This is a genomic window from Streptomyces sp. NBC_00659 (assembly GCF_036226925.1).
Classification (GTDB): domain Bacteria; phylum Actinomycetota; class Actinomycetes; order Streptomycetales; family Streptomycetaceae; genus Streptomyces.
This window is the reverse complement of the sequence record NZ_CP109031.1, coordinates 5,823,506-5,848,961: the sequence shown is the minus strand read 5'-3', so window position 1 is coordinate 5,848,961 and position 25,456 is coordinate 5,823,506. Positions and strand designations below refer to the sequence as shown.

Annotated in this window: 17 protein-coding genes; 5 read left to right on the top strand and 12 right to left on the bottom strand. The window is 72.1% G+C overall.

The window, feature by feature from the left end:
* Window positions 1–2: 2 nt before the first annotated feature.
* Window positions 3–3,341: an SAV_2336 N-terminal domain-related protein gene (locus OG410_RS25605; RefSeq protein WP_329301301.1), complete on the top strand. Its 3,339-nt coding sequence runs from the start codon at window positions 3–5 to the stop codon at window positions 3,339–3,341.
* 85 nt (window positions 3,342–3,426) lie between these two features.
* Here the strand turns inward: OG410_RS25605 and OG410_RS25600 are convergent, their stop codons facing one another.
* From OG410_RS25600 to OG410_RS25585, 4 genes are all read right to left on the bottom strand, one after another.
* A complete protein-coding gene (locus OG410_RS25600) occupies window positions 3,427–4,416 on the bottom strand; it encodes a malate dehydrogenase (RefSeq protein ID WP_326785946.1) in 990 nt (329 codons plus the stop codon).
* Between the two features lie 701 nt (window positions 4,417–5,117).
* Window positions 5,118–6,035, bottom strand: a complete 918-nt coding sequence (locus tag OG410_RS25595; protein WP_329301300.1) for a helix-turn-helix domain-containing protein — start codon at window positions 6,033–6,035, stop codon at window positions 5,118–5,120.
* A 372-nt stretch (window positions 6,036–6,407) separates the two neighbouring features.
* The gene (locus OG410_RS25590; protein ID WP_443063796.1) at window positions 6,408–6,845 is read right to left on the bottom strand and encodes a DUF3017 domain-containing protein; all 438 of its coding nucleotides are present in this window, start codon (window positions 6,843–6,845) and stop codon (window positions 6,408–6,410) included.
* Between the two features lie 529 nt (window positions 6,846–7,374).
* Entirely contained in the window at window positions 7,375–8,229 is an 855-nt protein-coding gene (locus tag OG410_RS25585; protein WP_081218974.1) for a bifunctional methylenetetrahydrofolate dehydrogenase/methenyltetrahydrofolate cyclohydrolase, read from the bottom strand.
* Window positions 8,230–8,563: 334 nt separating this feature from the next.
* On the opposite strand from OG410_RS25585, the gene OG410_RS25580 reads away from it, so the two are divergent.
* The gene (locus tag OG410_RS25580; protein WP_329301299.1) at window positions 8,564–9,202 is read left to right on the top strand and encodes a hypothetical protein; all 639 of its coding nucleotides are present in this window, start codon (window positions 8,564–8,566) and stop codon (window positions 9,200–9,202) included.
* A gap of 103 nt (window positions 9,203–9,305) precedes the next feature.
* Here the strand turns inward: OG410_RS25580 and purH are convergent, their stop codons facing one another.
* Together purH and purN are read right to left on the bottom strand one after the other, a co-directional pair.
* The gene (gene purH, locus OG410_RS25575; protein ID WP_329301298.1) at window positions 9,306–10,895 is read right to left on the bottom strand and encodes a bifunctional phosphoribosylaminoimidazolecarboxamide formyltransferase/IMP cyclohydrolase; all 1,590 of its coding nucleotides are present in this window, start codon (window positions 10,893–10,895) and stop codon (window positions 9,306–9,308) included.
* Window positions 10,892–11,512 (bottom strand): phosphoribosylglycinamide formyltransferase, encoded by a 621-nt coding sequence (gene purN, locus OG410_RS25570; RefSeq protein WP_328671011.1) that lies wholly within the window; start codon window positions 11,510–11,512, stop codon window positions 10,892–10,894. The genes purH and purN overlap by 4 nt, the downstream gene beginning before the upstream one ends.
* 471 nt (window positions 11,513–11,983) lie before the next feature.
* Between purN and OG410_RS25565 the strand changes: the two genes are divergently transcribed.
* Window positions 11,984–12,856 (top strand): hypothetical protein, encoded by an 873-nt coding sequence (locus tag OG410_RS25565; protein WP_329301297.1) that lies wholly within the window; start codon window positions 11,984–11,986, stop codon window positions 12,854–12,856.
* 82 nt (window positions 12,857–12,938) lie between these two features.
* Here OG410_RS25565 and OG410_RS25560 read toward each other — a convergent pair whose 3' ends face one another.
* Window positions 12,939–14,873, bottom strand: coding sequence for a cell division protein PerM (locus OG410_RS25560; protein ID WP_329301296.1), 1,935 nt, complete (start codon window positions 14,871–14,873; stop codon window positions 12,939–12,941).
* Window positions 14,874–14,981: 108 nt separating this feature from the next.
* Between OG410_RS25560 and OG410_RS25555 the strand changes: the two genes are divergently transcribed.
* Window positions 14,982–16,181 carry a helix-turn-helix domain-containing protein gene (locus tag OG410_RS25555; RefSeq protein WP_329301295.1) on the top strand — a complete coding sequence of 400 codons (1,200 nt, stop codon included), beginning with the start codon at window positions 14,982–14,984 and terminating at the stop codon, window positions 16,179–16,181.
* A gap of 175 nt (window positions 16,182–16,356) precedes the next feature.
* On the opposite strand, the gene sucD is transcribed toward OG410_RS25555, so the two are convergent.
* The 5 genes from sucD to OG410_RS25530 all read right to left on the bottom strand — a co-directional run bounded on the left by sucD (window position 16,357) and on the right by OG410_RS25530 (window position 23,948).
* Window positions 16,357–17,241 carry a succinate--CoA ligase subunit alpha gene (sucD, locus tag OG410_RS25550; RefSeq protein ID WP_329301294.1) on the bottom strand — a complete coding sequence of 295 codons (885 nt, stop codon included), beginning with the start codon at window positions 17,239–17,241 and terminating at the stop codon, window positions 16,357–16,359.
* Between the two features lie 21 nt (window positions 17,242–17,262).
* Complete coding sequence (gene sucC, locus OG410_RS25545; protein ID WP_329301293.1) at window positions 17,263–18,441, bottom strand: ADP-forming succinate--CoA ligase subunit beta; 1,179 nt, start codon at window positions 18,439–18,441, stop codon at window positions 17,263–17,265.
* A gap of 439 nt (window positions 18,442–18,880) precedes the next feature.
* Entirely contained in the window at window positions 18,881–20,044 is a 1,164-nt protein-coding gene (locus OG410_RS25540; protein ID WP_329301292.1) for a VWA domain-containing protein, read from the bottom strand.
* A complete protein-coding gene (locus OG410_RS25535) occupies window positions 20,041–22,806 on the bottom strand; it encodes a DUF5682 family protein (RefSeq protein WP_443063795.1) in 2,766 nt (921 codons plus the stop codon). Before OG410_RS25535 ends, OG410_RS25540 begins: the two co-directional genes overlap by 4 nt.
* Entirely contained in the window at window positions 22,803–23,948 is a 1,146-nt protein-coding gene (locus OG410_RS25530) for an ATP-binding protein (RefSeq protein ID WP_329301291.1), read from the bottom strand. The genes OG410_RS25535 and OG410_RS25530 overlap by 4 nt, the downstream gene beginning before the upstream one ends.
* Window positions 23,949–24,080: 132 nt before the next feature.
* Between OG410_RS25530 and OG410_RS25525 the strand changes: the two genes are divergently transcribed.
* A complete protein-coding gene (locus OG410_RS25525) occupies window positions 24,081–25,436 on the top strand; it encodes an SWIM zinc finger family protein (protein ID WP_329301290.1) in 1,356 nt (451 codons plus the stop codon).
* The last annotated feature ends 20 nt before the right edge of the window (window positions 25,437–25,456 follow it).

Genomic DNA, 25,456 nt, shown 5'->3' with positions numbered 1-25,456 from the left:
CCATGGCGGGCGAGGGCGAGCGACTCGGCGAGGCCCTTAGGGTCCTCGCCGCCGGCGGCCAGGAGCTGGACGCGGACCTGGTCCTCGACGTGCTCTGGCTCGCCCGCCGCCTGCCTGCCACCGATGCGGCTCCCCTGAGCCGGGGCCTTCGCCCATCCCCGCAGCCCGCGCCGCGGGCCGACACCCCCGAGCCCGCGGAACAGCCCCTGTCACGGCCGGGACCCGAGTCCGACACCCCGGACCTGCCTGATCTGACCGAGCCGTCCTTGTATGCGGCGGCACGCCAGAATCCTGTCCCCGAGATCCGGCTGCGTCGGCCCGAACGGGAAGCGCGCAGAGCACTGCCCATACGGGTTCCCGAGGGCAAGGTCCTCGACGACGAACTCGAACTCGGACGCGCGTTGAGGCCGTTGCGTCGCCGACTGGCCAGCCGGCACCGACTGGAGATCGACGAGGAGCGCACTGCCACCGAACTTGCCGAGACGCGGCTCCCCGACGTGGTGCAGCGGCCTGTGCAGGAACGCTGGCTGAATCTGGTGCTGCTCGTGGACGACGGCCTGTCGATGCTGCTGTGGAACCGGCTCGGCACCGAACTGCGCACCCTGCTCGAACGACTGGGCGCCTTTGCGACGACGCGCGTCCTCGGTCTGGACACCCGCGATGCCCACGAGCCGCGACTCCGCGCCCGGCCCTTCCAGCACGACAGCGCGCAGATGCCGCTGAGTACGGTACGGGATCCCTCGGGCCGCACCCTGGTTCTGGTCGTCAGCGACGGGATGGGCGCCGGCTGGCGCAACGGGACCATGCACGACCTTCTGGCGATGTGGGCCGCACGCGGTCCAGTCGCTCTGTTGCACACTCTGCCACCCGAGCTGTGGGAGGCATCCGGCATTCACGCCGAACGCTGGCAGGCGACCACCCGGCGGGTCGGTGGCGCCAACACCTCCTGGGAGATCACCGACCGGGTCCTGCCGCCCGACCTCGCCGAGTTCACCGGCGTACGCGTCCCGGTCCTGGAACCGACGGCCGCCGCTCTGCGGGCCTGGGCGCATCTGCTCGCCTCTCCGGGGGCCACCGTGGAGCTTCCCCTACTTGCTCGCCCCAGCCGATACACGGTGGCCGCCGCCTCCCGCGACCTGAACAACACCCAGCAGTTCCGCGACGCCGCGACTCCCGAGGCATATCGCCTCGCCGCCCATCTGGCTGCCGTCTCACCACTGTCGGTACCGGTGATGCGGCTGGTGCAGACGGCCGTCCCGTGGCCCGCTCGCACCGCGCACCTCGCCGAAGTGTTCCTGGGGGGCCTCATCCGGCCGCATCCGGCGCCCGTACCCGGCCCGCTGCCCGCCAAGCACCTCGTCTTCGACTTCTCCGACGAGTCGAAATCCGTACTCCTCGACGCGGTCCCGCAGGCCGAACTCCTGAAGACGAGCCGCAGCATCGGCCTCCGCCTGGAGCAACTCGCCGGCAATTCACCCGACTTTCCCGCCTGGCTGGCCCACCCGGACGGCAACGCCCAACTGCCTGTTTCCCAAAGCCCGTTCACCAGTGTCGAGCGGCGACTGCTGACCCGCTTCGGCGTGTCGGTCGACGGCCCACCCGCCGCTCTCAAACCCACCGAGCAGGGGACGCCCGCGGCCGGGCCGGACGACTGGAAGCCGCTGACGGACGAGGACCCACGCGAGTTGGGGCCGTACACGCTTCGAGGACGGCGGCGGGGCCGTCGGACAGTGGTGTACCAGGGTACGACCGCGCAGAACGAGATGGCCGTGCTCCGTGTCCCCCGCCCCGATCTCCCCGCGGCGAACGCACGGTTGATCGAGGTGGAGGCCGAGGTTCTCACCCGGCTCAGCGGACAGTACGCGCCCGCGCTGTACGGCACCGCGCTCGACGCGTCCCCGCCCTGGCTGGCGATGGCACCCATCGCCGATGCCGACGCACCCGACGCGCAGCCGCCCCGTCTGTCGGAGATCTTCAGCCGGGCCTCGCTCGACAGCAGGGCCCCGTTCGACAAGATCGCCGGCCTCGTCGTCGCCTGGCATCTGGCGAGCGCCCTCGCCGTCTGTCACGTCAATGGCCTGGTCCTCGCGGACTTCAGTCCCGACATTGTGTTCGTCCTACGGCGCTCCGTGATCCTTGGCAACCTGTCCGACTGCGTCGTCGACGGACGCTACCTCGGAGCGGGCCCCGTGCCGACCTCCGCGGACAACGTCCGGTCCCTCGGCGAGATGCTCCAGCTCGTCAGCAGTAAGGCGGGCTGGGACATGCCGGGTCTGCCCGAGGGCATGCACATGTGGCAGGGCGACACATGGGAGCAGCTCAGGCTGCTCGTGCTCCGCTGTCTGGACCCCGATCCGGCGCAGCGCCCCATCGCCGGAGAGGTCGCGGACATCATGGCCCGGTACATCGCCATGGCCCGGGCGACGCGGGACAACGTGGAAGCGCCTGTCGCGACGCCGGCCCACGCCCTGACGGACATACCGCTCGCTCTGCCGCCCACCGGTGCCCGGCCGAAGCGGCGTACCCCCTCGCTCCGCCTGCCCCGGTTCGGGTTCGGCGGCACCGGCCGCGACGCTCGTCTGCAGCGGCTGCGCAAGCCGCTGCTCCGGAGCAGGCGCATCACTCTCGTGGGCGCCTACCACTACAGCGGCCGGGCCACCACGACCATGGTCCTCGGCTCGCTGCTCGCCGCCGTTCGTGACGAACCTGTCCTGGCCCTTGACGGGGCGCCGTCGGAAGGAGCGCTCGACTCCTTCCTGACCGCTCGCAACCGAGCCACTCTGCGCGACCTCGCCGCGCTGGCGCCGGATGTCACGTACGACGAGATCAAGGTCCTCACCAGCCATTTCGCATCGGGCCTGGAAGTGATCGCGCACCGTTCGGGCCACTTCAATTCCAACCCGGTACACGCTCAGGAGTACGCGCGCGTGCTGGCCCAGACGGCGCCCTACTACTCCTTCGTCCTGACCGACTGGTCACCCACGCGGCTCGACCGGTCCGCCGAGGTCGCTCTGACCCTCACGGACCAGCTGATCCTCTGCTGCGGCACCACCGAGCGGTTCCTCGACTCCTCCGCTTCCCTGCTCGACGGGCTGCGCAACTCGGGACGCCGCACGCTTGCGGACCAGGCGATCGTGGTGGCTTCGGAGATCGAGGGCGCAGGCCAACGGGTGCGCCCAGGCGACCTGGCACTGCGTCTCGGCACCCCCATCGCGCAGATCGTCGTCGTCCCGTTCGACATGTCGCTGCGGTCTCCAGGATTCCGGGAGTTGGGCCGCCTGCGCACGGGAACGACGGAGGCTTTTCTGGATCTCGCGGAGCTGGTGGTCGGAAGCGGGTGACCCACCGGACCTGGAACACACCGATGCCCGGGTGGTCATCACCACCCGGGCATCGCGCGTTCAGATCAGTTCTGGTCCGATCGGATCAGATCAGGCCGAGGCTGCGGACCGCCTCGCGCTCCTCCTCGAGCTCCTTGACGGAGGCGTCGATGCGGGTGCGGGAGAACTCGTTGATGTCCAGGCCCTGGACGATCTCGTACCGGCCGTCCTTCGTGGTGACGGGGAAGGAGGAGATGAGACCCTCCGGCACGCCGTACGAACCGTCCGACGGGATACCCATGGAGGTCCAGTCGCCCTCGGCGGTGCCGTTGACCCAGGTGTAGACGTGGTCGATGGCGGCGTTGGCGGCCGAGGCGGCCGAGGACGCGCCACGCGCCTCGATGATCGCCGCACCGCGCTTGGCGACGGTCGGGATGAACTCCTCGGCGAGCCACTTCTCGTCGTTGACGACCTCGGCGGCGTTCTTGCCGTCGACCGAGGCGTGGAAGATGTCGGGGTACTGGGTGGCGGAGTGGTTGCCCCAGATGGTCAGACGCTTGATGTCGGCGACCGTGGTGCCCGTCTTCTTCGCGAGCTGGGTCAGCGCGCGGTTGTGGTCCAGACGGGTCATGGCGGTGAAGCGCTCGGCGGGTACGTCCGGGGCGGCGGCCTGGGCGATCAGCGCGTTGGTGTTCGCCGGGTTGCCGACGACCAGGATCTTGACGTCGTCCGCGGCGTTGTCGTTGATGGCCTTGCCCTGCGGCTTGAAGATGCCACCGTTGGCCGAGAGCAGGTCACCGCGCTCCATGCCCTTGGTACGGGGGCGGGCGCCGACGAGCAGACCGACGTTGGTGCCGTCGAAGGCGACGTTCGGGTCGTCCGTGATGTCGATGCCCTGAAGCAGCGGGAAGGCGCAGTCGTCGAGCTCCATCGCGGTGCCCTCGGCGGCCTTCAGGGCGGGCGTGATCTCCAGGAGGCGCAGCTTGACCGGCACGTCCGCGCCGAGCAACTGGCCGGAGGCGATGCGGAAAAGCAGGGCGTAACCGATCTGGCCGGCCGCGCCGGTGACGGTGACGTTCACGGGAGTGCGAGTCATGGCGTTCTCCGTATGACAGCTGGCGGTGGGGCGTCCCTGCCCCGGGTGCAGGATCGTCCCCTGCAACCACCGCAATGATCGATCAAAGGTCCCGATGATCGATCTCTCGGCGTCAAGAGAGATCCGCCGCCAGGCTATCGCGCATCCGGGACGCCGGACGTCAGGGTCCGTGTGGCCCACCCCACAGATGGCCCGCGAATCCCCCGGGCAGGCGGTCGCCGGGCTCGGGAGAGGGTGAACTCGGCGACCGCCAAAGGGGTTACCGGACACTCCGGGAAGGGATCTCCCCCCTTCCCGACAGCACCGGATCCCGTGGGGGTACGGCGCGCCTGCCCCCGCAGAACCAACTCAATCCCCCAAACCCGAAGTTTCCTCCGCCCTGCCCACAGACGTTCTTTCGCCCCCTCCGCCCCTACCCGACCCGGGCTCCGCCCAAGACCCCGCTCCTCAAACGCCGGAGGGGCTGAAACTTCCCCTGCCGGGGCTGAAATCCGGACCGGCCACCACGATGCACCCGCAGTCGGCGACGCACGGGAGGGGCCGTGCCGGTACATCACATGCCCGTCGCTTACGCCCGGATCGAGCAGCGGCTCCCCGGAAAACCCACGTCTGATCCAATGGCGACGGGCGGATGTACCGGCACGGCCCCGACCCCCCACCGAACCGGACCGAGACCCGCAGACGCCAGCGCAGCGAACCCGCTACGCGGTACACCCCGTCAGCCCCGACCCCAGCGTCACGCAAGCCTTCGCGTCACCGGCGCCCTCCACCACGACCATCGGCGTGTACGTGTCCACGTCCGCGCCCACCACAGCCGTCCGCTTCGCCCCGGCCCCCGCCGACACCTCGACCCGGTCCCCCGCCGCCGCCCGCGCGACACGGGCCCAAGCCGCCCCGCACGTCTTGCTGTACCGCACCTCCACCAGAGTGGTCCCCACCGTCACGCTGGTCGCCGTCGTGGCCAGCCGGCCGCCGCAGCCCATCTTCTCGGGGTCCTTCCCTGCGCAGGCGGCCCCACTGCACTTCACCCCGGGCGGCAGAACGGTCCGCGGACTCACGGAGGCCGTCGGCGTCTTCGGCGTGGCGCCCGGGTCCTTCTTCCCCCCGCCGTGGGTGAGCCAGACAGTGGCCGCGACGACGGCCAGCGTCCCCACGACACCGGCGACGAACACCGTCAGCCGCCGCTTCCGCCGCGCGGAGCCCTCACCCCGTCCGGCCCCGCCGGGCCGCGCGTCCTGCGGCTCCGGCGCCCCGGCCGCGGGACCCGGCACCACCGGACCGAACTCCCCGGGCACGGCCCGCGCCCGGGAGATGCGTATCGCCTCCATCGTCGTGTCGTGGCGCGTCTCCGAACGGCTCCACGCATGCTCGGCCAGCTCCCACATGGTCGCCAGATGCACGGGGTTGGCCCCGGTCACCTCGGCCAGCGCGACGACCGCCCCCTTGGGCGCGAGCAGCCCGGCGTTCAGGTAGCGCTCCCAGGATGTCCTGCTGTAGCCCGTACGGTCGGCCACGGCCACGACACCCAACCCGCTCCGGTCGACGAGCAGTCGAAGCTGCCCGACCAACTCCTCGACCCGCGGGTCGAGTTCGCCCGGCAAGGCCTTCCAACGAGGCATCGATTCCCCCACTCCCCCAGTACACGCCAGTGTTCCACCAGTACAGACCACAGGGCAGAGAACAAGGAGGCGAGGGCGGCAACGACGGCTGCGAGAGCCGGAGTTGTACGGTTCCCGTCATACGGCGCGCACACCGTGCCGGAATGGTCACTTCCGTGCCACAGCGGACGGCAAGCTGTTGAACAGCCCGTTCTCGTGCACAAGGGTTGACCCCGGGCGGAACACTCGCCCGATCGCGGCCCGTCCTTGACTCGGGGGAGGGGACGGGCCGCCCTCATTCCCGAGAACGACGAGACCCGCCCTCCCCGAAGGAGAGAGCGGGCCACCGGCACGCACAGCCGGGCCGGCACACACGCGCGTGCCGTCCGCGGTTCAGCGGACCGTGAAGTGCAAGGTGTCGTCGAGGAACGGGATCTCCAGCAACGGGTTGGGCTGGACCATCAGCGCGAGCAGCACGATGGCGATGCCCAGGACGCCGTAGGTGAGCATGTCCGTGAAGCGGGAGCGGACCGCGAGCATGCCGACGCTGGGCAGCATCCATCGCATCACGGCACCCGCGAGCAGCGCGGCGCCGATCAGGATCGTGCCGACGCGGAACACGTCGAGCGCGGTGAGCAGCAGGCCGAGCGCGACGACGGACAGCACGGTGAGGATGGGCCACTGGCGCGCGGGCGCCGGGGCGTCCCCGGACGCGGCCCGGCCGCCGCCCTCGGGCCGTGCCGTGTCCCGGGTGAACAGCGGGAAGCGCCGTGTGGTGCGCCGCGGCTCGCCCTGGGCATCGGGCGCGCTGATCGCGTCCCGGACGGTCATCCCGTCCGACCCGTCACCCTCGGCCGCACCCCCACCGGCAACGTCAGCCTCGGACTCGGCTCCGGCCCCGGCGTCACCCTCAGCCTCGGACACGGCCCCAGAGCCGGCCCCAGCCCCGGCCCCGGCCCCGGCGTCGCCCTCAGTCTCAGCCTCGGCATGAGCCTCGGTCTCCGCCCCGGCCCCGGTCTTCGACTCGGTCTCGGTCCTCGACTCGGTCTCGATCTCGCTCTCCTTCTCGGACGCGGACCGCACACCGGCCCCGGCCCCGGCCCCCCGACCGTCAGAACCCCCGGCCACAGGACCACCCTCCGACCCGGCACCCGCACCCGCACCCGAGGAGGCAGAGGCCCCACCAGAAGCAGAAGCAGATGCGGAAGCGGAGCCCCCGCCAGGTTCGGAAGCCCCCGCGGAAGCGGAACCCGAGTCACGCCCGCCGGTGACAGCGGCGCGCAGCGCGCTCTCCGCCTCCCGTACGGCCGACTCGGTGCCGCCGCGCGCCGCGCCGGCCCCGGACTCGTGGGTGTTGCCGTCAGCCGACACTGCGTTCCGCCGCTTCCACCACGTTGACGAGCAGCTGGGCCCGGGTCATCGGGCCGACACCGCCCGGGTTCGGGGAGATCCAGGCGGCGACCTCGGCGACGTCGGGGTGGACGTCTCCGACGATCTTGCCCTCGGCGCTGCGCGAGACACCGACGTCGAGGACGGCGGCGCCCGGCTTCACGTCCTCGGCCCGGATGAGATGCGCGGAGCCCGCGGCGGCGACGATGATGTCGGCGCGCTTGAGGTGCGCGGAGAGGTCACGGGTACCGGTGTGGCACTGGGTGACCGTGGCGTTCTCGCTGCGCCGCGTCAGCAGCAGCGGCATCGGACGCCCGATGGTCACACCGCGGCCGACGACCACGACCTCGGCGCCCTTGATCTCCACGCCGTAGCGGCGCAGGAGCGTGAGGACGCCGTTGGGGGTGCAGGGCAGCGGGGCGGGCTCGTTGAGGACGAGGCGCCCGAGGTTCATCGGGTGCAGGCCGTCCGCGTCCTTGTCCGGGTCCATCAGTTCCAGGATGCGGTTCTCGTCGATGCCCTTGGGGAGCGGCAGCTGGACGATGTAGCCGGTGCAGGCGGGGTCCTCGTTCAGCTCGCGGACCACCGCCTCGATCTCTTCCTGCGTCGCGGTCGCGGGCAGTTCGCGCTGGATGGAGGCGATGCCGACCTGGGCGCAGTCGCGGTGCTTGCCGGCGACGTACTTCTGGCTTCCGGGATCGTCCCCGACCAGGACCGTCCCGAGGCCGGGCGTGACGCCCTTCTCCTTCAGGGCCGCCACGCGGACGGTCAGGTCGGACTTGATCGCGGCTGCGGTGGCCTTGCCATCGAGAATCTGGGCGGTCATGCCCCCCATCCTCCCGGATGACGCGGTCCAGGTTCCAATCCGGGGCCGCGGGGGCCCCGCAACGGCCGTTCAGCGGCCGTTCTGTGGCTTTTCCGTTGCCTTTCGGCCGCCTCCCGGAAGTCGCCGTGTGCCCGATTCACCCGTATCCGGCCATGATCACTCATGTTGCACTTGGACAACACATACGGAATGGCGCTGGACAAGTAAGAGAGTGCTAAAGAACGATGAGCACCACAGTGTCGCGGGCAGTACCGGGGGGACGGACCGCTCTGTAGAAATTCCTCCGAACCGTGCCGCGCGTAGTCCCCGCATCAGGCAACGGAGGAAACCCGCCATGAGTTTCGGCGACCCGAACAACCCCTACGGCCCGCCGCCGCCGCAGCAGCCTCCCGCCGCACCGCCGGGCGCTCCCGGTTACGGGTACCCGCAGGCTCCGCCGACCGTGCCGCCGCAGGGCTACGGCTACCCGCAGCAGCCCGGGTACCCCGGCTACCCGGCGGGCAACATGATGCCGCAGACCATGCCGGGCCTGATGATGACCGCCCGCGTGCTGCTCTTCATCGTGGCGGGCGTGCAGGTCCTGATGGGCATCGGCTTCATCTTCGGCGCCGCGACCATCAACGACGTCTCCAACTCGGGCGAGGACACCTTCGGCAACAACAGCCTGTCCGACATCGGCCACGCCTCCGCGGGCATATTCTTCGTGATCGCCCTGATCGTGCTCGGCCTCGCGGGTCTGTCGATCACGCTGGGGGTCAAGTTCACCAGAGGCGGCCAGGGCATCCGGATCACCACCATGGTCTACGGCATCCTGGGCGCCCTGCTCGGCTTCCTCGCCCTGATCAACGCGGCGGACGTCGGCTCCTCCGCGTCGCTGGTGTTCGCGCTGCTGTGGGTCGGCTTCGGCGGTGTGATGGCGGCGGCGATGATCGCGCCGTCCGGCGCCGCGTGGTTCAACCGTCCCCGCTACTGAACGCGCCGGTACGCGCCGGTACGCACCGGTACGCACCGGTACGCACCGAGGGCCGTGTCCCACCCTGTGAAGGGGGACACGGCCCTCGCGTTTCGGCGCCGGATCAGTGGAAGAAGTGCCGCGTCCCGGTGAAGTACATCGTGATGCCCGCCTTCTTCGCGGCCTCCACGACCAGCTCGTCGCGGACCGAGCCGCCGGGCTGGACCACGGCCTTGACGCCCGCGTCGGCGAGGATCTCCAGGCCGTCGGGGAACGGGAAGAACGCGTCCGAGGCGGCGTAGGAACCGCGGGCGCGCTCGGCGCCGGCCCGCTCGACCGCGAGCTTCGCGGAGTCGACACGGTTGACCTGGCCCATGCCGACGCCGACCGAGGCGCCGTCCTTGGCGAGCAGGATCGCGTTGGACTTCACCGCGCGGCAGGCGCGCCACGCGAAGGCCAGCTCGTCGAGCTCGCCCTCGCTCAGGGCGTCACCGGTCGCCAGGGTCCAGCTCGCCGGGTTGTCGCCGGCGGCCTGGAGCCGGTCGGTGACCTGGAGCAGCGCGCCGCCGTCGACGGGCTTGATCTCGACGGGGGCGGCCGGGGCCTGGTGGGCCCGCAGCACGCGGATGTTCTTCTTCTTGGTGAGGGCCTCGAGGGCGCCGTCCTCGTACTCGGGCGCGACGATGACCTCGGTGAAGATCTCCGCGACCTGCTCGGCCATCTCCCTGGTGACCGGACGGTTCACCGCGATCACACCGCCGAACGCGGACAGCGGGTCGCAGGCGTGCGCCTTGCGGTGCGCCTCGGCGACGTTCGACGCGACCGCGATCCCGCAGGGGTTGGCGTGCTTGATGATCGCGACGCAGGGGTCCTCGTGGTCGTACGCGGCACGGCGGGCGGCGTCCGTGTCCGTGTAGTTGTTGTACGACATCTCCTTGCCGTGCAGCTGCTCCGCCTCGGCCAGACCGCCGGTGCCGGAGGTGTAGAGCGCGGCCGGCTGGTGCGGGTTCTCGCCGTAGCGGAGCGTGTGCGCGCGCTCCCAGGTGGCACCGAGGAAGTCGGGGAACTGCGAGTCGTCGACCGGCGCGTACTCGGAGGCGAACCAGGAGGCGACGGCTACGTCGTACGCGGCCGTGTGCTGGAAGGCCTCGGCGGCGAGCCGCTTGCGGGTGTGCAGGTCGAAGCCGCCGCCCTGGACGGCGGTGAGGACGTCGCCGTAGCGGGCGGGGCTGGTGACGACGGCGACGGAGGGGTGGTTCTTGGCCGCGGCGCGGACCATCGAGGGACCGCCGATGTCGATCTGCTCGACGCACTCGTCGGGGGTCGCCCCGGACGCCACCGTCTCCTTGAACGGGTAGAGGTTGACGACGACGAGGTCGAAGGGCTCGACACCGAGCTCGGCGAGCTGCTGCCGGTGGCTCTCCAGGCGCAGGTCGGCGAGGATCCCGGCGTGGACCTTGGGGTGCAGGGTCTTGACCCGGCCGTCCAGGCACTCGGGGAAGCCGGTCAGCTCCTCCACCTTGGTGACGGGCACTCCGGCCGCGGCGATCTTCGCGGCGGTGGACCCGGTGGAGACGAGCTCGACGCCGGCCGCGTGCAGCCCGCGGGCCAGCTCCTCGAGACCGGTCTTGTCGTACACGCTGACGAGCGCGCGCCGGATGACCCGCTTGGTGCCCTCGGTGCTCTCGGCCGTGACTGTGCTGTCGGCGGTCACTGGATAACTACCTTTCGTCCCTCAATGCGATAGCCGTTGCGGGCGAGCCGCCCCACGACATCGACGAGCAGCATGCGCTCGACTTCCTTGATGCGCTCGTGCAGAGCGCTCTCGTCGTCCTCGTTGCGGACCTCGACCACGCCCTGGGCGATGATCGGTCCGGTGTCGACGCCGTCGTCGACGAAGTGGACGGTGCAGCCGGTGACCCGGGCTCCGTACGCGAGCGCGTCACGGACGCCGTGGGCGCCGGGAAAACTGGGGAGCAGCGCGGGATGGGTGTTGACGAACCGTCCGCCGAACCGGGCGAGGAATTCCTTCCCCACGATCTTCATGAACCCGGCGGACACGACGAGATCGGGCTCGTACGCGGCGGTCGCCTCGGCGAGCGCGAGATCCCACTCGTCCCGGCTGCCGTGGTCCTTGACCTTGCACACGAAGGTCGGGAGCCCGGCACGCTCGGCCCGCGCGAGCCCCTCGATGCCGTCCCGGTCGGCTCCGACGGCCACGATCTCGGCACCGTAGGCCGCTGAGCCGGCCTCCGCGACGGCGTCGAGCAGTGCCTGCAGATTCGTACCTGATCCGGAGACCAGCACGACGAGGCGCTTGGTCTTGGCCACGAGAGGGCCCTTTCTCGGGGGAGCGTTTGTACGGTCGTACGAATGCTTCGCGCCCCGGGATACGGGGAAGTCTACGAAGCGGCCGACCGTCAGCAACGATACCGGCACACCGGGCGGCCCCCACGGGACGGGGGCGAGGCCGGAAGGTAGCGTCTGGGGAGGATCCACCCGGGAACGCCTCCGGCACGGGGAACGCCCTGTGCGCGCGAGACGTTGATCTGGGACCAGGACGAACGTCCGGGGCATGGCCCCGGCACCACCCGCGGCTCGGGTTCCGGAGACCTCCGGAGCGCGCGTCCGGGGGTACGAAGCTCGGGGCGCGAGTCCGGAGTGCGAAGCTCGGGGCGTCAGTCCGGGGCGGACCGGCCCGAGGCGTCAGCCCGGGAGGACCGGCTCGGGGCGCGCGTCGCGAGCGCGAAACTGTGTGAACACGCCGCCTGCCAGAACCACCAAGGGGAAGACGCTCACCTGATGCCGGACCGCAGTCTCCGACTCCCTCCGCTCCTGCTGCGCGAGCGGCGCTCTTCGTCCACCCCGCCTAGGCCGGGCGAGGACGGCTCCACAAGCGGGCCCGGCTCCGCGGACGGGAACGGCGGCGGCTCGGCGGGCGGCAGCGGCGGCCCCTCGGACGAGCGCGGACCCGACGCGCCCGACGCTCCCCCGTCCGGCCCGGCCTCCTCCGGCCAGGAGGACAATCCGTTCGCGCCGCCGCCGGAGGGGACACCCGACCGGCCCTGGCAGCCACGCCGGCACGGACAGGGCTCCGGCGAGAACGACGGGGACGGACAGCAGGGCTCCGGGCACTCGCCCTGGGGCAGCCAGTGGAGCGACCGGCAGCCCGGTCCCTCCAGCGGCGGCGGTTTCGGCGACCGGCCGGGCGCGCCGCAGGGGCAGGGGCAGGGCGGCCCCGAAGGCCCTGGCGGCACGCCGGGCGGAGGAATGCGCTGGGACCCCACGGACCCGGGCCAGCGCCGCGCCCGTTACGCACTGCTCTCCGGCATGTGGGCGTTCTTCTTCGTCCTCTTCGGCTGGCCGTACGTGGCCCTGCTGCTCGGGGCGCTCGCCCTGTACTGGGGCAGCAGCGCCCTGCGTTCCAAGGCGCGTACACCGGACCCCGACACGCCGGCTCCCGATCCGAACACCCGCCCGCAGACGACCGCCGCGGTGAGCGGCATCGTCACCGCGTCGCTGGCCATCGTGCTGGTCGCCGGGGTCTTCACCGCCCACCTCGTCTACAGCGACTACTACTCCTGCACGAACGACGCCCTGACGACCGCCGCGAAGAAGTCCTGCAACGACCTTCTCCCGAAGGACCTGCGCGGACTGCTGGGCACCCACAACTGACGACCGGCCTCCCGCCCGGGCCGTTCCCGGGCCGGAGGCCGGTCCGCAGCCGGAACCCGCGAGGGCGAGGGCCGGTCCCGGGTCAGCGCGGCGAGGCGCTGTCCAGGTCGTCCGGGCCGGCGTTCTCCGGCCCGCCCTCGGTTCGAGGCCCCCACCCCTCCGGACTCCCGGACGACTCCCGGCGCTCCAGGCCGTTCCGGTGTGCGGGGCCCTCGGGGTGCTCCAGCCCGTTCCGGCGGGCCGGGCGGCCTTCGGGATTCCCCTCGTCCGCCGGGTCCCCCCGGTCCTCGGGGCTCTCCCCGTCCCCGGGGTCCCCCGAGTCCTGCGACTCCGGCCCAGAAGGGCCGCCCGCCTTCCGCAGGGCCTCCCAGCGGGTCTCCCGCGACGCTTCCCCGTTCCAGGCGCCCGCCGTGGGTTCCCCCGGCAGAGGGTCGTACGGCTCGAAGGGGTCGTAGCTGTCGTACGGGTCGTAGGGGTCGTACGGATCGAAGCTCTCGACGACGGACGCCAGTAGCGCGGGGTCGACCCGGCCGGCGGTGGAAGGCGACCCCTGAAGCGGAACCGGCGTCGGCAGCGCGGAGGTGCCCCTCCACCCCGGCAGCCAGGCGCGCATCCGTGGCCACGGAGTCCACCCGGTCACTCGGGGGCCCCGGCGGGCACCCGCGCCCCCGGCGGCCGCTCGCGCCCGGTCCCGCCGCACGGCCGCGCCCGCCGCGACCGGAATCCCGACGACCGCCGTCCACACGGCCGTCGCGGGCCCCACCTGCCACCACAGCGGCCCGAAATGGGTCAGGGCACGGACCCCCAGCGGCCCCCCGGCCAGCCCGGCGAGCACCCCGAGCGCGAGGCCGCACCATCCGGCGGCGATCGAGACGACGGCCACCGTCCGCCCCAGCGGCCAGGCCTCCTCCCGGCCCGGGGTTCCTCGCGCGGCCCCCGCCCTCACCGCGAACCACGCCACCGTCACCCCGGCGGCCAGCGGCACCAGCACGCTCAGCCAGGGCGACGGCGCCGCGGATCCCTCCTGCGGCAAGGCCGCGAGCAGGGGAAACGCGGGGAGCGGATCGGCCGGTGTGTGCGTCCCCGAGACGCCGGCGGTCAGCGGACCGGCGACATGACCCGCACTCAGGACGACACCGGGCCCGAGCCCGTAAGCCGCCCCCCACACGGCCGCGTTGGGCACCAGGACCAGACACAGCAGCAGCACGGCGAACCGGCCCGACCACCCCCCGGTGAGCTGCACGAACGAGGCGCGGGCCGTGTCCCCGTGCCACACGAGCGACGCCGCCACGAGCAGGGCCCCGCCTCCGACGAGGACCCCGACCCCGGCCACGGCGGCCCGCGCCGCACCGCCGAGCACCCGGTCGTCCGCCTCGACCAGACGGCGCACGGCCGAGACCGGGCGCCCTCCGGTTCGCGGAAGCATCCTCTCGGCCCGCCTCCCCCGGAACGGGCTCGGCCCCCATGGCCTCCCGTACGCCGTCCAGACCCCGGCTCCCGCGGCGATCACCGCGAGAAGGGGCAGGCAGATCACCGCCCAGGCCCAGGAGGGACGCAGCGTCCCGCCGGAGGCGTACAGCACGGCGGCCCAGCCGACGGACAGATAGCCGGCGACGACCCCGGCCCACGCCGTGCGCGGCGACGACTCCGACGAGACGTCGGCCGCCTCCCGTGCGGCCCGGTGCAGCAGCCACACGGGGAGAGCGAGCAGGAGAAGCGGCGTCACCCCCACCGGCATCGGCAGGCCGGACAGGGTGTCGGTGCGGATCAGCTCCACGCCGTGGGCGAGCAGCCAGAGGGCGGCGGCGACATGCAGCGCTCTGCCCGGCCCGCTGTCCGGGTACGGCGAGCTGATCCACAGCACCATGACGAGGATGGCGAACGAGGCGAGCCCGAGCCCCGCGGCGACGGCGCCGCCCAGGAGGCTCGCGGCCAGTCCGGGTGATCGGTCGCGCATCCGGGTGAGCAGGAGCGACAACGAGAGCCTGCGGTCGGTGATTTGGGTCACAGCTCTCATGCTCCCAACGACACGCGCTTTCTCGTCGCAACAGGCGAACCCTGGATGTGTCGCTCAATATGCAGTTATGTACTTTTTCGTACGAAGGGGCAATCTGTGGAACCCGACATGACACAGAGCCCCACCACCCCGCTGCCGGCGCCCAAGGAGCGCCGCCGTCTGCGCGAGAGCCGGTCGCTGACCCAGGCGGACATGGCCATCCGGCTCGGCGTCAGCCGGGCGACGGTGCGCTCGTGGGAGGCCGGCCGTTCGGCCCCGCGCGGCCGCATGCGGGAGGCGTACACGAGGCTGCTCGCGGCCGATCCGGCCGACGCCCGGCCGGAGATGAACACCCCTCAGGAGGACGTCACCCCCGAGCTGGTGGGGGCGGGGAGGGGATTGGGAAAGAGACGTTCCGCCGCCCGGGTCGGGGAGCGGCCTCGGCGTAACCGGGCCGAGGAGCGACTCGCCGAGGAGCGACTCGCCGAGGGATGGCTCACCGAGGACGGACACCCCGGGCTCCCGGAGCCGTCACTGACGCCCGCTCAGGCCTTCGACGCCCTCTACGCGTTCTGCACCCCCGCCCTCGTACGACAGGCCTATCTGCTGACCGGGCGGCGCGAACTGGCCCGCGAGTCCGTGGAACGGGCGTTCCAGGAGGCCTGGTACCGCTGGCCCGAGGTGGCCGTGGACCCGGATCCCGCCGGATGGGTGCGCGCGACGGCCTACGAGTACGCGCTCTCCCCCTGGCACCGGCTGCGCCCCCGCTACCGTCACCCGGAAGCACCACCCTCCGACGCCGCCGACCGCGCCCTGCTCGACGTACTCCTCGAACTGCCGCCCGTGTACCGGCGCACCCTGGTGCTGTACGACGGCGTGGGGCTCGGGCTGCCGGAGACCGCGGCCGAGACGGAGGCGAGCACGCCCGCGGCGGCCAACCGGGTGCTGCACGCGCGCGAGGCCGTCGCCGCACGGCTGCCGGAGCTGTCGTCGCCGGAGGACCTGCACCGGCGGCTCACCGAACTCGCGAGCGCGGAGCGGCTGCGCGCGGCGAAGCCCCGCACGGTCCGCTGGTACGGGGAGCGCCGGGCCCAGCAGTGGACCCGGGCGGCCATCGCCTTCACGGTCCTGCTGATCGGGGTGACCGCCCTGACGCTGGGCACGGCCCCGGACCACTACGAGGCCCCCCTCGCGCCGCCGGAGACCATTCACGGCCTGCCGCCCAAGGCCGCCCCCGGGCCGCTGTCCTCGGCGGAGCTGAAGCTGCGCGCCAGACTGAGGTCCCAGGAGATGAACGGCCCGGAACGGCTGATCCCGGAGAACCGCTGACGCCGGTGACGCCAGTGACACCGGCAAGGCCGGCAAGACCGGCAAGGCGGAACGCTCGTGACGGTGATACGGGTGACGCGAGTGACGCGGAACGCCCGTGACCCATCACGCGGAACGCCGGTGGGCCCGCACCCCGAAAGGGTGCGGGCCCACCGGCGTTCGGTCGAGCGACAGCTCAGCCCGCGAGGATCTCGCGCGCGAGCTTGGCCGTCTCGGTCGGCGTCTTGCCGACCTTGACGCCCGCGGCCTCGAGGGCCTCCTTCTTCGCGGCGGCCGTGCCGGAGGAGCCGGAGACGATGGCGCCGGCGTGGCCCATGGTCTTGCCCTCGGGCGCGGTGAAGCCGGCGACGTAACCGACGACCGGCTTCGTCACGTTCTTCGCGATGAAGTCCGCCGCACGCTCCTCGGCGTCGCCGCCGATCTCGCCGATCATGACGATCAGGTCGGTGTCGGGGTCGGCCTCGAACGCGGCGAGCGCGTCGATGTGCGTCGTACCGATGACCGGGTCGCCACCGATGCCGACGGCGGACGAGAAGCCGATGTCACGGAGCTCGTACATCATCTGGTACGTCAGCGTGCCGGACTTCGAGACCAGGCCGATGCGGCCCGGCTTCGTGATGTCGCCCGGGATGATGCCGGCGTTGGACTGACCCGGGGTGATGAGACCGGGGCAGTTCGGGCCGATGATGCGGGTCTTGTTGCCCTTCGACTTCGCGTACGCCCAGAAGGCGGCGGAGTCGTGGACGGCGATGCCCTCGGTGATGACGACCGCGAGGGGGATCTCCGCGTCGATCGCCTCGACCACGGCGGCCTTGGCGAAGGCCGGCGGCACGAAGAGGACGGACACGTTGGCGCCGGTCTTCTCGATCGCCTCGGCGACCGTCCCGAAGACGGGGATCTCGTTGCCGTCGATGTCGACGGACGTGCCCGCCTTGCGCGGGTTCACGCCACCGACGATGTTCGTCCCGTCCGCGAGCATGAGCTTGGTGTGCTTCATACCCGTGGCACCGGTCATGCCCTGGACGATGACCTTGCTGTCCTTGTTCAGGAAGATAGCCATGGCTGTTTAGTCCCTCGTCCCTTACTTCGCAGCCGCGAGCTCGGCGGCCTTGTCGGCCGCGCCGTCCATGGTGTCCACGCGCTGGACCAGCGGGTGGTTGGCGTCCGACAGGATCTGGCGACCCAGCTCGGCGTTGTTGCCGTCGAGACGCACGACCAGCGGCTTGGTGACTTCCTCGCCCTTGTCGGCGAGGAGCTGAAGCGCCTGGACGATGCCGTTGGCGACCTCGTCACAGGCGGTGATGCCACCGAAGACGTTGACGAAGACGGACTTGACGTCCGGGTCGCCGAGGATGATCTCCAGGCCGTTCGCCATGACGGCGGCGGAGGCGCCACCGCCGATGTCGAGGAAGTTGGCGGGCTTGACGCCACCGTGGTTCTCACCGGCGTACGCGACGACGTCGAGGGTGCTCATGACGAGACCCGCGCCGTTGCCGATGATGCCGACCTCACCGTCGAGCTTGACGTAGTTGAGGTTCTTGGCCTTGGCGGCGGCCTCGAGCGGGTTCGCGGCCGCGTGGTCGACGAGCGCCTCGTGGTCCGGCTGGCGGAACTCGGCGTTCTCGTCCAGCGACACCTTGCCGTCGAGGGCGATGACCTTGCCGGAGGCGACCTTGGCGAGGGGGTTGACCTCGACGAGGAGGGCGTCCTCCTTGATGAAGGTGTCCCACAGCGTCACCAGGATCTCGGCGACCTGCTCGGCCACCTCGGCCGGGAACTTCGCCTGGGCGACGATCTCGCGGGCCTTCTCGATCGACACGCCTTCGTTGGCGTCGACCGGGACCTTCGCGAGGGCCTCGGGGTTTTCTTCCGCGACGACCTCGATCTCCACGCCGCCCTGTACGGACGCCATGGCGAGGAAGGTGCGGTTGGTGCGGTCGAGGAGGTACGAGACGTAGTACTCCTCGACGATCTCGGGCGCGGTCTCGGCGATCATCACCTTGTTGACCGTGTGGCCCTTGATGTCCATGCCGAGGATGTCCGTCGCGCGGGCGACGGCCTCGTCCGGGGTGGCGGCGAGCTTGACGCCGCCGGCCTTTCCACGGCCACCGACCTTCACCTGGGCCTTGACGACGGACTTGCCGCCAAGACGCTCGGTCGCCTCGCGGGCTGCCTCAGGCGTGTCAATGACTTCACCGGCCAGCACCGGTACACCGTGCTTGGCGAAGAGGTCCCTCGCCTGGTACTCGAACAGGTCCACGCGCGTCCGTCCCTATCAGTGATCTCGCGGTTCGTTGGATGCGTGGGCGTGCCGCGAAGGGCAACGTGACGTCCGCTGTCACAAGGGTGGCGCACACGATGTCCGAGCGCGCGGCATGTCCGTCTCGCAGGTTATCGCCGTGGGGCACGGGTCCCTAAATCGCAGCTCACACGACGGCGGTGATACCTGTCACAGATCCGGCGCGGAGGGGCCCTCACCTGGCCGGGGATCACCCGGTGAGGCCCCTGTGAGCAGCCGCTGAGGGCCCCGCGCGGCCGGCCCATCCCTGCACGGAGCCTGTCGGGCGGGCGCGCAGGGGTCCGGTCGGGTGGATCCGTCGGCTTTCGGCCGTCCGGGTCTCCGAACCAGTCGAAACCGGTCATCCGCGCTCAGGACGGGAGCGCTCACGCTCAAGGCGGGAAGTTCAGCGCGGGAACGCTCACCTCGTGTCCGGAATCGGAATCGGCCGCTTCTCGATCGCCGCCGCCATGACGTCGGGGAAGAGATCGGGTGTGCAGGCGAATGCCGGAGCGTCGAGCGCCGCGAGCGCCGCCGCGTGCTCACGGTCGTACGCGGGCGCCCCCTCGTCGGACAGCGCGAGCAGCGTCACGAACTGGACCCCCGACGACTTCATCGCCGCGACCCGCTTCAGCATCTCGTTGCGGATCCCGCCCTCGTAGAGGTCACTGATGAGGACGACGACCGTGTCGGCCGGTCTGGTGATCTGCGACTGGCAGTAGGCGAGTGCCCGGTTGATGTCCGTGCCGCCGCCGAGCTGGGTGCCGAAGAGGACGTCGACCGGGTCGTCGAGCTGGTCGGTGAGGTCGACGACGGCCGTGTCGAAGACGACGAGCCGGGTGGCGATGGACCGCATCGACGCCAGCACGGCACCGAACACGGAGGCGTAGACGACCGACGCCGCCATCGACCCCGACTGGTCGATGCAGAGGATGACCTCCTTCTTCACGGACTGCGAGGCACGCCCGTAGCCGATCAGCCGCTCGGGCACGACCGTGCGGTACTCGGGCAGGTAGTGCTTGAGGTTGGCCGCGATCGTGCGGTTCCAGTCGATGTCGTGGTGGCGGGGTCTGCTGATCCGGGCGCTGCGGTCGAGGGCGCCGGTGAGCGTGGCCCGGGTGCGGGTGGCGAGCCGCCTCTCCAGGTCCTCCACGACCTTGCGCACCACGGCCCGCGCGGTCTCCTTCGTCGTCTCCGGCATGGCCTTGTTGAGAGAGAGAAGGGTGCCCACCAGATGCACGTCGGCCTCCACCGCCTCCAGCATCTCGGGCTCCAGGAGCAGGGCGGAGAGCCCGAGCCGGTCGATGGCGTCCCGTTGCATCACCTGGACGACGGAGGAGGGGAAGTAGGTCCGGATGTCACCGAGCCAGCGCGCGACTGACGGCGCCGACGCCCCGAGCCCCGCCGAGCGGTCCCGCCCCGGCCGTCCCCCGCTCCCCTTCCCGTAGAGCGCGCTCAGCGCCCCGTCCATGGCGGCGTCCCGGCCTGAGAGCACGCGTCCGGTGCCGTCCGCCTCGTCGCCGCCGAGCACCAGCCGCCATCGCCGCAGCCGCTCGTCTCCGGCACCCGCCGCCACCTCGGTCATGGAGCCACCCTCACAAGATCGTTGTCGATGTCGGTGCCGGTGCTGATTCCGGTGCCTGTTCCGTTGCCGGAGCCGGTGCCTGTTCCGGTGCCGGTGTCGATCTCCGCGCCGGTTCCGGTGCCGGTGTAAGCGCCGGTGCCGGTGTCCGCGTCGGTGTCGGTGCCGGTGTCCGCGTCGGGATCGGCCAGCCCCAGCAGCAGGCTCAGCAGCGGCAGGACGGCGTCGGCGCGCCCGGTGTCGAGGTCGGGGGCGAACCCGGGTATGCCGGAGCCGGAGCCGGAGCCCGAGCCGGCTGCCTCGGTGTTCGCCCGCGGCGCCGGGCCGCGCCGGACGAGTTCGCCCAGAGTCCTGCGCACCCCCGTCTCGTACGCCGAGAACGTCCGGCGCAGCAGCGGCAGCACATCGGTGAACGCGTCCGCCGGAACCCCGGTCAGCCACGAGTCCACCAGCGCGAGCAGCCGCTCGTCGTGCACGAGCAGCATGCCGCCGGAGCCGCCCCCGACGAATCCCTCGATCCAAGCGGCTCCGTCCGCGGGTTCCGTGCCCGGCGACAGCACGAGACCCATGAGCCGGGCGGCCTCCTCCTGCGCCAGTTCCCCCTCGTCCAGGAGCAGGCGGACGGACCGGCCTCTGACCACACCCGGCACCGTGTCCCGAGCCGCGAGCACCCGCAGCACCGCGTACCAGCGCCCGCGGATCCCCCCGGACTCGGCGGCCCCCTGGGTCGTCTCCTCCAGCAGCCCCACGGCCCCGTGCACGGCGTCGAGGTGGCGGCGCATCTCCTCGGCGGCGTCGCTGTCGAGGGCGGCGCAGGCCGGGGGAAGACCGACGAAGACGCGTTCGGCGAGGCCTGCCGCGACATCGGCGAGGGCGTGGGTGTCCGTGCCGCGTACGTCGCCGTAGCGCAGGGAGCGGACGAGCGCGGGCAGGGCCTGCGCGAGATGGCCCACGTCCGTGTCGAGGGCGGCGCGGTCGGCGAGCACCCGCATCACCACGGGCAGCGCTTCCGGGAGCTCGGCGAGCAGGCAGCGCTCGGCGAGGGCCGTGACATCCGCGAGGGACGGCGCGCCGACGGCGTCCGCCTCGGCCTTGGCCGTCGCGGCGGACAGCACGGTCGTGCCCCACACACCGGCCTCGGCGACCCGCACCGACAGCTCCGGCTCCCAGCGCAGCCGCCAGGTCTCGCGGAAGGTTCCCGTGCTGCCGCGGGACACCGCGGGCTCGCCCCACGCGATGCCCAGGAGCCGCAACCGGTGCAACAGCGTGCTGCGCCCCGCGTCGGTCTCCTTGCGCAGGTCGAGTTCCATCTCCCGTTCCAGCGCCTCGGGCTTGAGCCGCAGCCGCCGCTGCGCCTGCGTGAGGTCCCGCTGCAACGGCACCGCCGGAGCGGATTCCGGCACCTCGCCGAGCACCTCGCCGACCACGAGCCGGTCGCGCACCAGTTCCAGGGGGACGTCCGAGCCCTCGCACATCACGGCCCGGACGGCGTCGGTGGTCTCGGTCAGTCCCGGCAGCGGGCGACCGCGCATCGCGGCGAGTGTCCCGGCCAGTCGCACGGCCTCGATGACGTGGGCCGACGACACGCCCATGTCCTCGTCGCGCAGCAGCCTGGCCACCTTCGTCATCCACCGCTCGACCGGGCGGTCGGGGGCGCTGAACAGATGCCCGTACCAGCCCGGCGAGTCGATGCCCGCTCCGTAACCGCTGGCCCGGGACAGCCGGCGGTGCGTCCAGGGAACCCACGTCAGCTGGACCTTGGCCTTGGGCAGCCCCTTGAGGAGTGCCCGGTCGGCGCCGACCGTGGCCTTCCGCCGCAGCGCGGGAACGTGCCAGGCCCCGCACACCACGGCCACGCCGTCCCCGAACTCCCGCTGCGCAGCCCGGATCTGGAGCCGCATGTACGCCTCGCGCACCAGGTCCCGGTCGTGTCCGCCGACCCCGTACGCCTCGCGCAGCGATCCCATGGCCTCCTCCAGCACGGCGAACGGAGCGAACGGGTCGTCCGCCGCACCCGCCCTGTGCTCGACCACGTCCTCCCACCAGCGCTCCGGATCGTCGTAACCGGCCGTCTCGGCGAGCACCGCGAGGGGGTCGATCCGTAGGGCGGTCCCGTCGGCGGAACAGCCGGAACCACCGGCGGCTTCCGGCTGTCCGGGATCACCCGCAGGGCCGGGACCATCCGCAGGTCCAGAATCACCCGCAGGTCCGGGATCATCCGAGAGGCTGGGAGCTCCCGCAGGGCCGGACTCGTCCGAGAGACCGCGATCGGCTTCCGGCGCAGGCTCGCCTCCGGGGCCGCGGGCGCCGGGCTCTCCGGCCGGGGGCGGGGTGTCGGAGGGGGCGCTCACCGGCCCGTCCCGGTCGGGGTCCGTCCCTTCTCTCCGCCCGGCCAGGGTGTGGGCGGCCGGAAGGTCGATGAAGCGGGCCGGTACCCCGTGCTCCAGGGCCCACCGGATCGCCACCCACTCCGGTGAGAACTCGGCCAGCGGCCAGAAGGCCGAGTGGCCGGGCTCGTCCACCACGTGGGCGAGGAGCGCCACGGGCGGCCGCATGTCCTTGTCGGCGGCCAGCGGGACGAGGGCGTCCGCCTCGGGCGGTCCCTCGATGAGCACGACCCGGGGTGCCGCCGCCTCCAGCGCCGCCCGTACGGCCCGCGCGGACCCGGGCCCGTGGTGCCGCACACCGAGCAGCAGCGGCCCCGGATCCCGGACGATCGCCCCGCCCCCCTGCCCGGGTGGCCCGGCGTCCCGCCCGGCGCTCATACGCTCACCTCGCGGCAGGCGCGGTAGAAGTCCTTCCAGCCGTCCCGCTCGCGGACGACCGCTTCCAGGTACTCCTGCCAGATGACGCGGTCGGCGGCCGGGTCGCGCACCACGGCGCCGAGGATGCCGGCCGCGACGTCGCTCGCCCGCAGGACGCCGTCGCCGAAGTGGGCGGCCAGCGCGAGGCCGCTGGTGACGACGGAGATCGCCTCGGCCGTGGACAGCGTGCCGCTCGGCGACTTCAGCTTCGTCCGACCGTCGGCCGTGATCCCGTCACGCAGCTCCCGGAAGACGGTGACGACACGGCGGATCTCGTCGACGCCGTCCGGCACGGCGGGCAGATCGAGGGACCGGCCGATCTGGTCGACCCGGCGCGAGACGATGTCGACCTCGGCCTCGGCGCTCTCCGGCAACGGCAGCACCACCGTGTTGAAACGGCGGCGCAGGGCGCTGGAGAGTTCGTTGACCCCGCGGTCACGGTCGTTGGCCGTGGCGATCAGGTTGAACCCGCGGACGGCCTGCACCTCCTGGCCCAACTCCGGTATCGGCAAGGTCTTTTCGGAGAGAATCGTGATCAGGCTGTCCTGCACGTCCGCGGGTACGCGCGTGAGTTCCTCGACGCGGGCCGTCATGCCCTCGGCCATGGCCCGCATGACGGGGCTCGGCACGAGCGCGTCCCGGCTGGGCCCGTGCGCTAGCAGCCGCGCGTAGTTCCAGCCGTACCGGATGGCCTCCTCCGGTGTGCCGGCCGTGCCCTGCACGAGCAGGGTCGAGTCGCCGCTGACCGCGGCCGCCAGGTGCTCGGACACCCAGGTCTTCGCGGTGCCGGGCACCCCGAGCAGGAGCAGGGCCCGGTCGGTGGCGAGGGTGGTGACGGCGACCTCGACGATGCGCCGCGGCCCCACGTATTTGGGGGTGATCACGGTGCCGTCGGGCAGTGTGCCGCCCAGCAGATAGGTGGCCACGGCCCAGGGCGACAGCAGCCAGCGCTCCGGGCGGGGCCGGTCGTCCTGCGCGGCGAGCGCGGCGAGTTCGGCCGCGAAGGCGTGCTCGGCGTGCGGTCGCAGCGCCTCGCTCGGCCGGCTCGGCCCCTTCTCTCCCGTGGGTGCGTCAACTGACGTCGGTTCTACGGACACGGACATGCCTCGGTCCCCCTCCAGCTCGGCCGGTTCGGATCTGGTTCCACCGTGCACCACGCCACTGACAATCGCTCTGACCTGCACAAATGCGCTCGCGGGGATCGATTGTCAGTGGTGGGTCCTACCTTCGATGGCATGACACAGCAGGCGGTGCGCTGGACGGCGGATCAGGTGCTGGCACTGGCGCCTGACGCCGCGTCACGCAAGGCGGGGAGCAAGCTCGGCGCGGCCGGTCCGTGGTCCGAGGCGGGCAGTACGGAGGAGGGGACGGTATGGGGACTGTGCAGGGGAAGCGGCAGCAAGCCGTATCAGACGGTCGTCGACATCGCGGACTCGGCGGGTCCCGCTTACAAGTGCAGTTGTCCGAGCCGGAAGTTCCCGTGCAAGCACGCGCTGGGACTGCTGCTTCTCTGGGCGGGCGCGGACGGAGCGGTGCCGTCCGCGCAGGCACCGGACTGGGCCGCCCAGTGGCTGGAGGGAAGACGCAGGCGCGCGGAGGGCAAGAGCCTGGCGGGCGGGGGATCTGGAGCCGCCTCGCCGGGTGATCCCGAGGCGGCGCGGCGCAGGGCCGAGCGGCGGGCCGAGCGGATCACCGCGGGGGCGGCCGAGCTGGAGCAGCGGCTGGCGGACCTGCTGCGCGGCGGCCTCGCCTCCGCCGAGCGGGCGGGGTACGGGATGTGGGAGGAGACGGCGGCCCGGATGGTCGACGCGCAGGCACCCGGTCTGGCCGCGCGCGTAAGGGAGTTGGGGGCGATCCCGTCGTCGGGGCCGGGCTGGCCCGTACGGCTGCTGGAGGAGTGCGCGTTGCTGCACCTTCTCGACCAGGGCTGGCTGCGGCGCGAGCGGCTGCCGGACGGCCTGGCCATGACGGTCCGTTCCCGCGTCGGACTGTCCGGCTCCGCGGACGGCCCGCCGGTGCGTGACCGCTGGCTGGTCCTCGCGCAGTACGACACGGCGGACGCCCGGCTCACGACCCGCAGGATCTGGCTGTACGGCGCCGAGTCCGGCCGTACGGCCCTGCTCCTCTCCTACGGCGCGGCGGGCCGGGCACCCGAACTGGCGCTTCCGGTGGGGCTGGCCTTCGAGGCGGAGGTGTCCGCGTACCCGGGCGCCGGCCAGCTGCGGGCGGCGCTGGGCGAGCGGTTCACTGCTCCGGCACCCGCGGCGATACGGCCGACGGGGCTGACCACGCCCCAGGCGGCCGCCCGTTACGGAGAAGCGCTGCGCGCCGACCCCTGGCTGGACTCGTACCCGGTCACCCTGGAGCGGGTCGTCCCGGCCCCGGACGGCGACTCCTGGCAACTGGCCGACTTCGACGGGGAGTCGGCTCTCCCCCTCAGCCCTTCCTCGCGGTCGCGACCCGAACTGTGGCGCCTGGTCGCCCTGTCCGGCGGCGCACCGGTCACGGTCTTCGGCGAGTGCGGCCACCGCGGCTTCACTCCGCTCACGGCGTGGCCGCAGGGCGAGGGCGAGGCGGTGCCGCTGTGCTGACCCCGGTCGGCACGCCCGCC

What these genes read in the sequence shown, in the direction of transcription:
- OG410_RS25605 (WP_329301301.1), top strand. Translation starts at nt 3, where the DNA reads ATGGCGGGCGAGGGCGAGCGACTCGGCGAGGCCCTTAGGGTCCTCGCC.
- OG410_RS25600 (WP_326785946.1), bottom strand. Translation starts at nt 4,416, where the DNA reads ATGACTCGCACTCCCGTGAACGTCACCGTCACCGGCGCGGCCGGCCAG.
- OG410_RS25595 (WP_329301300.1), bottom strand. Translation starts at nt 6,035, where the DNA reads ATGCCTCGTTGGAAGGCCTTGCCGGGCGAACTCGACCCGCGGGTCGAG.
- OG410_RS25590 (WP_443063796.1), bottom strand. Translation starts at nt 6,845, where the DNA reads ATGACCGTCCGGGACGCGATCAGCGCGCCCGATGCCCAGGGCGAGCCG.
- OG410_RS25585 (WP_081218974.1), bottom strand. Translation starts at nt 8,229, where the DNA reads ATGACCGCCCAGATTCTCGATGGCAAGGCCACCGCAGCCGCGATCAAG.
- OG410_RS25580 (WP_329301299.1), top strand. Translation starts at nt 8,564, where the DNA reads ATGAGTTTCGGCGACCCGAACAACCCCTACGGCCCGCCGCCGCCGCAG.
- OG410_RS25565 (WP_329301297.1), top strand. Translation starts at nt 11,984, where the DNA reads ATGCCGGACCGCAGTCTCCGACTCCCTCCGCTCCTGCTGCGCGAGCGG.
- OG410_RS25560 (WP_329301296.1), bottom strand. Translation starts at nt 14,873, where the DNA reads ATGAGAGCTGTGACCCAAATCACCGACCGCAGGCTCTCGTTGTCGCTC.
- OG410_RS25555 (WP_329301295.1), top strand. Translation starts at nt 14,982, where the DNA reads ATGACACAGAGCCCCACCACCCCGCTGCCGGCGCCCAAGGAGCGCCGC.
- sucD (WP_329301294.1), bottom strand. Translation starts at nt 17,241, where the DNA reads ATGGCTATCTTCCTGAACAAGGACAGCAAGGTCATCGTCCAGGGCATG.
- OG410_RS25540 (WP_329301292.1), bottom strand. Translation starts at nt 20,044, where the DNA reads ATGACCGAGGTGGCGGCGGGTGCCGGAGACGAGCGGCTGCGGCGATGG.
- OG410_RS25535 (WP_443063795.1), bottom strand. Translation starts at nt 22,806, where the DNA reads ATGAGCGCCGGGCGGGACGCCGGGCCACCCGGGCAGGGGGGCGGGGCG.
- OG410_RS25530 (WP_329301291.1), bottom strand. Translation starts at nt 23,948, where the DNA reads ATGTCCGTGTCCGTAGAACCGACGTCAGTTGACGCACCCACGGGAGAG.
- OG410_RS25525 (WP_329301290.1), top strand. Translation starts at nt 24,081, where the DNA reads ATGACACAGCAGGCGGTGCGCTGGACGGCGGATCAGGTGCTGGCACTG.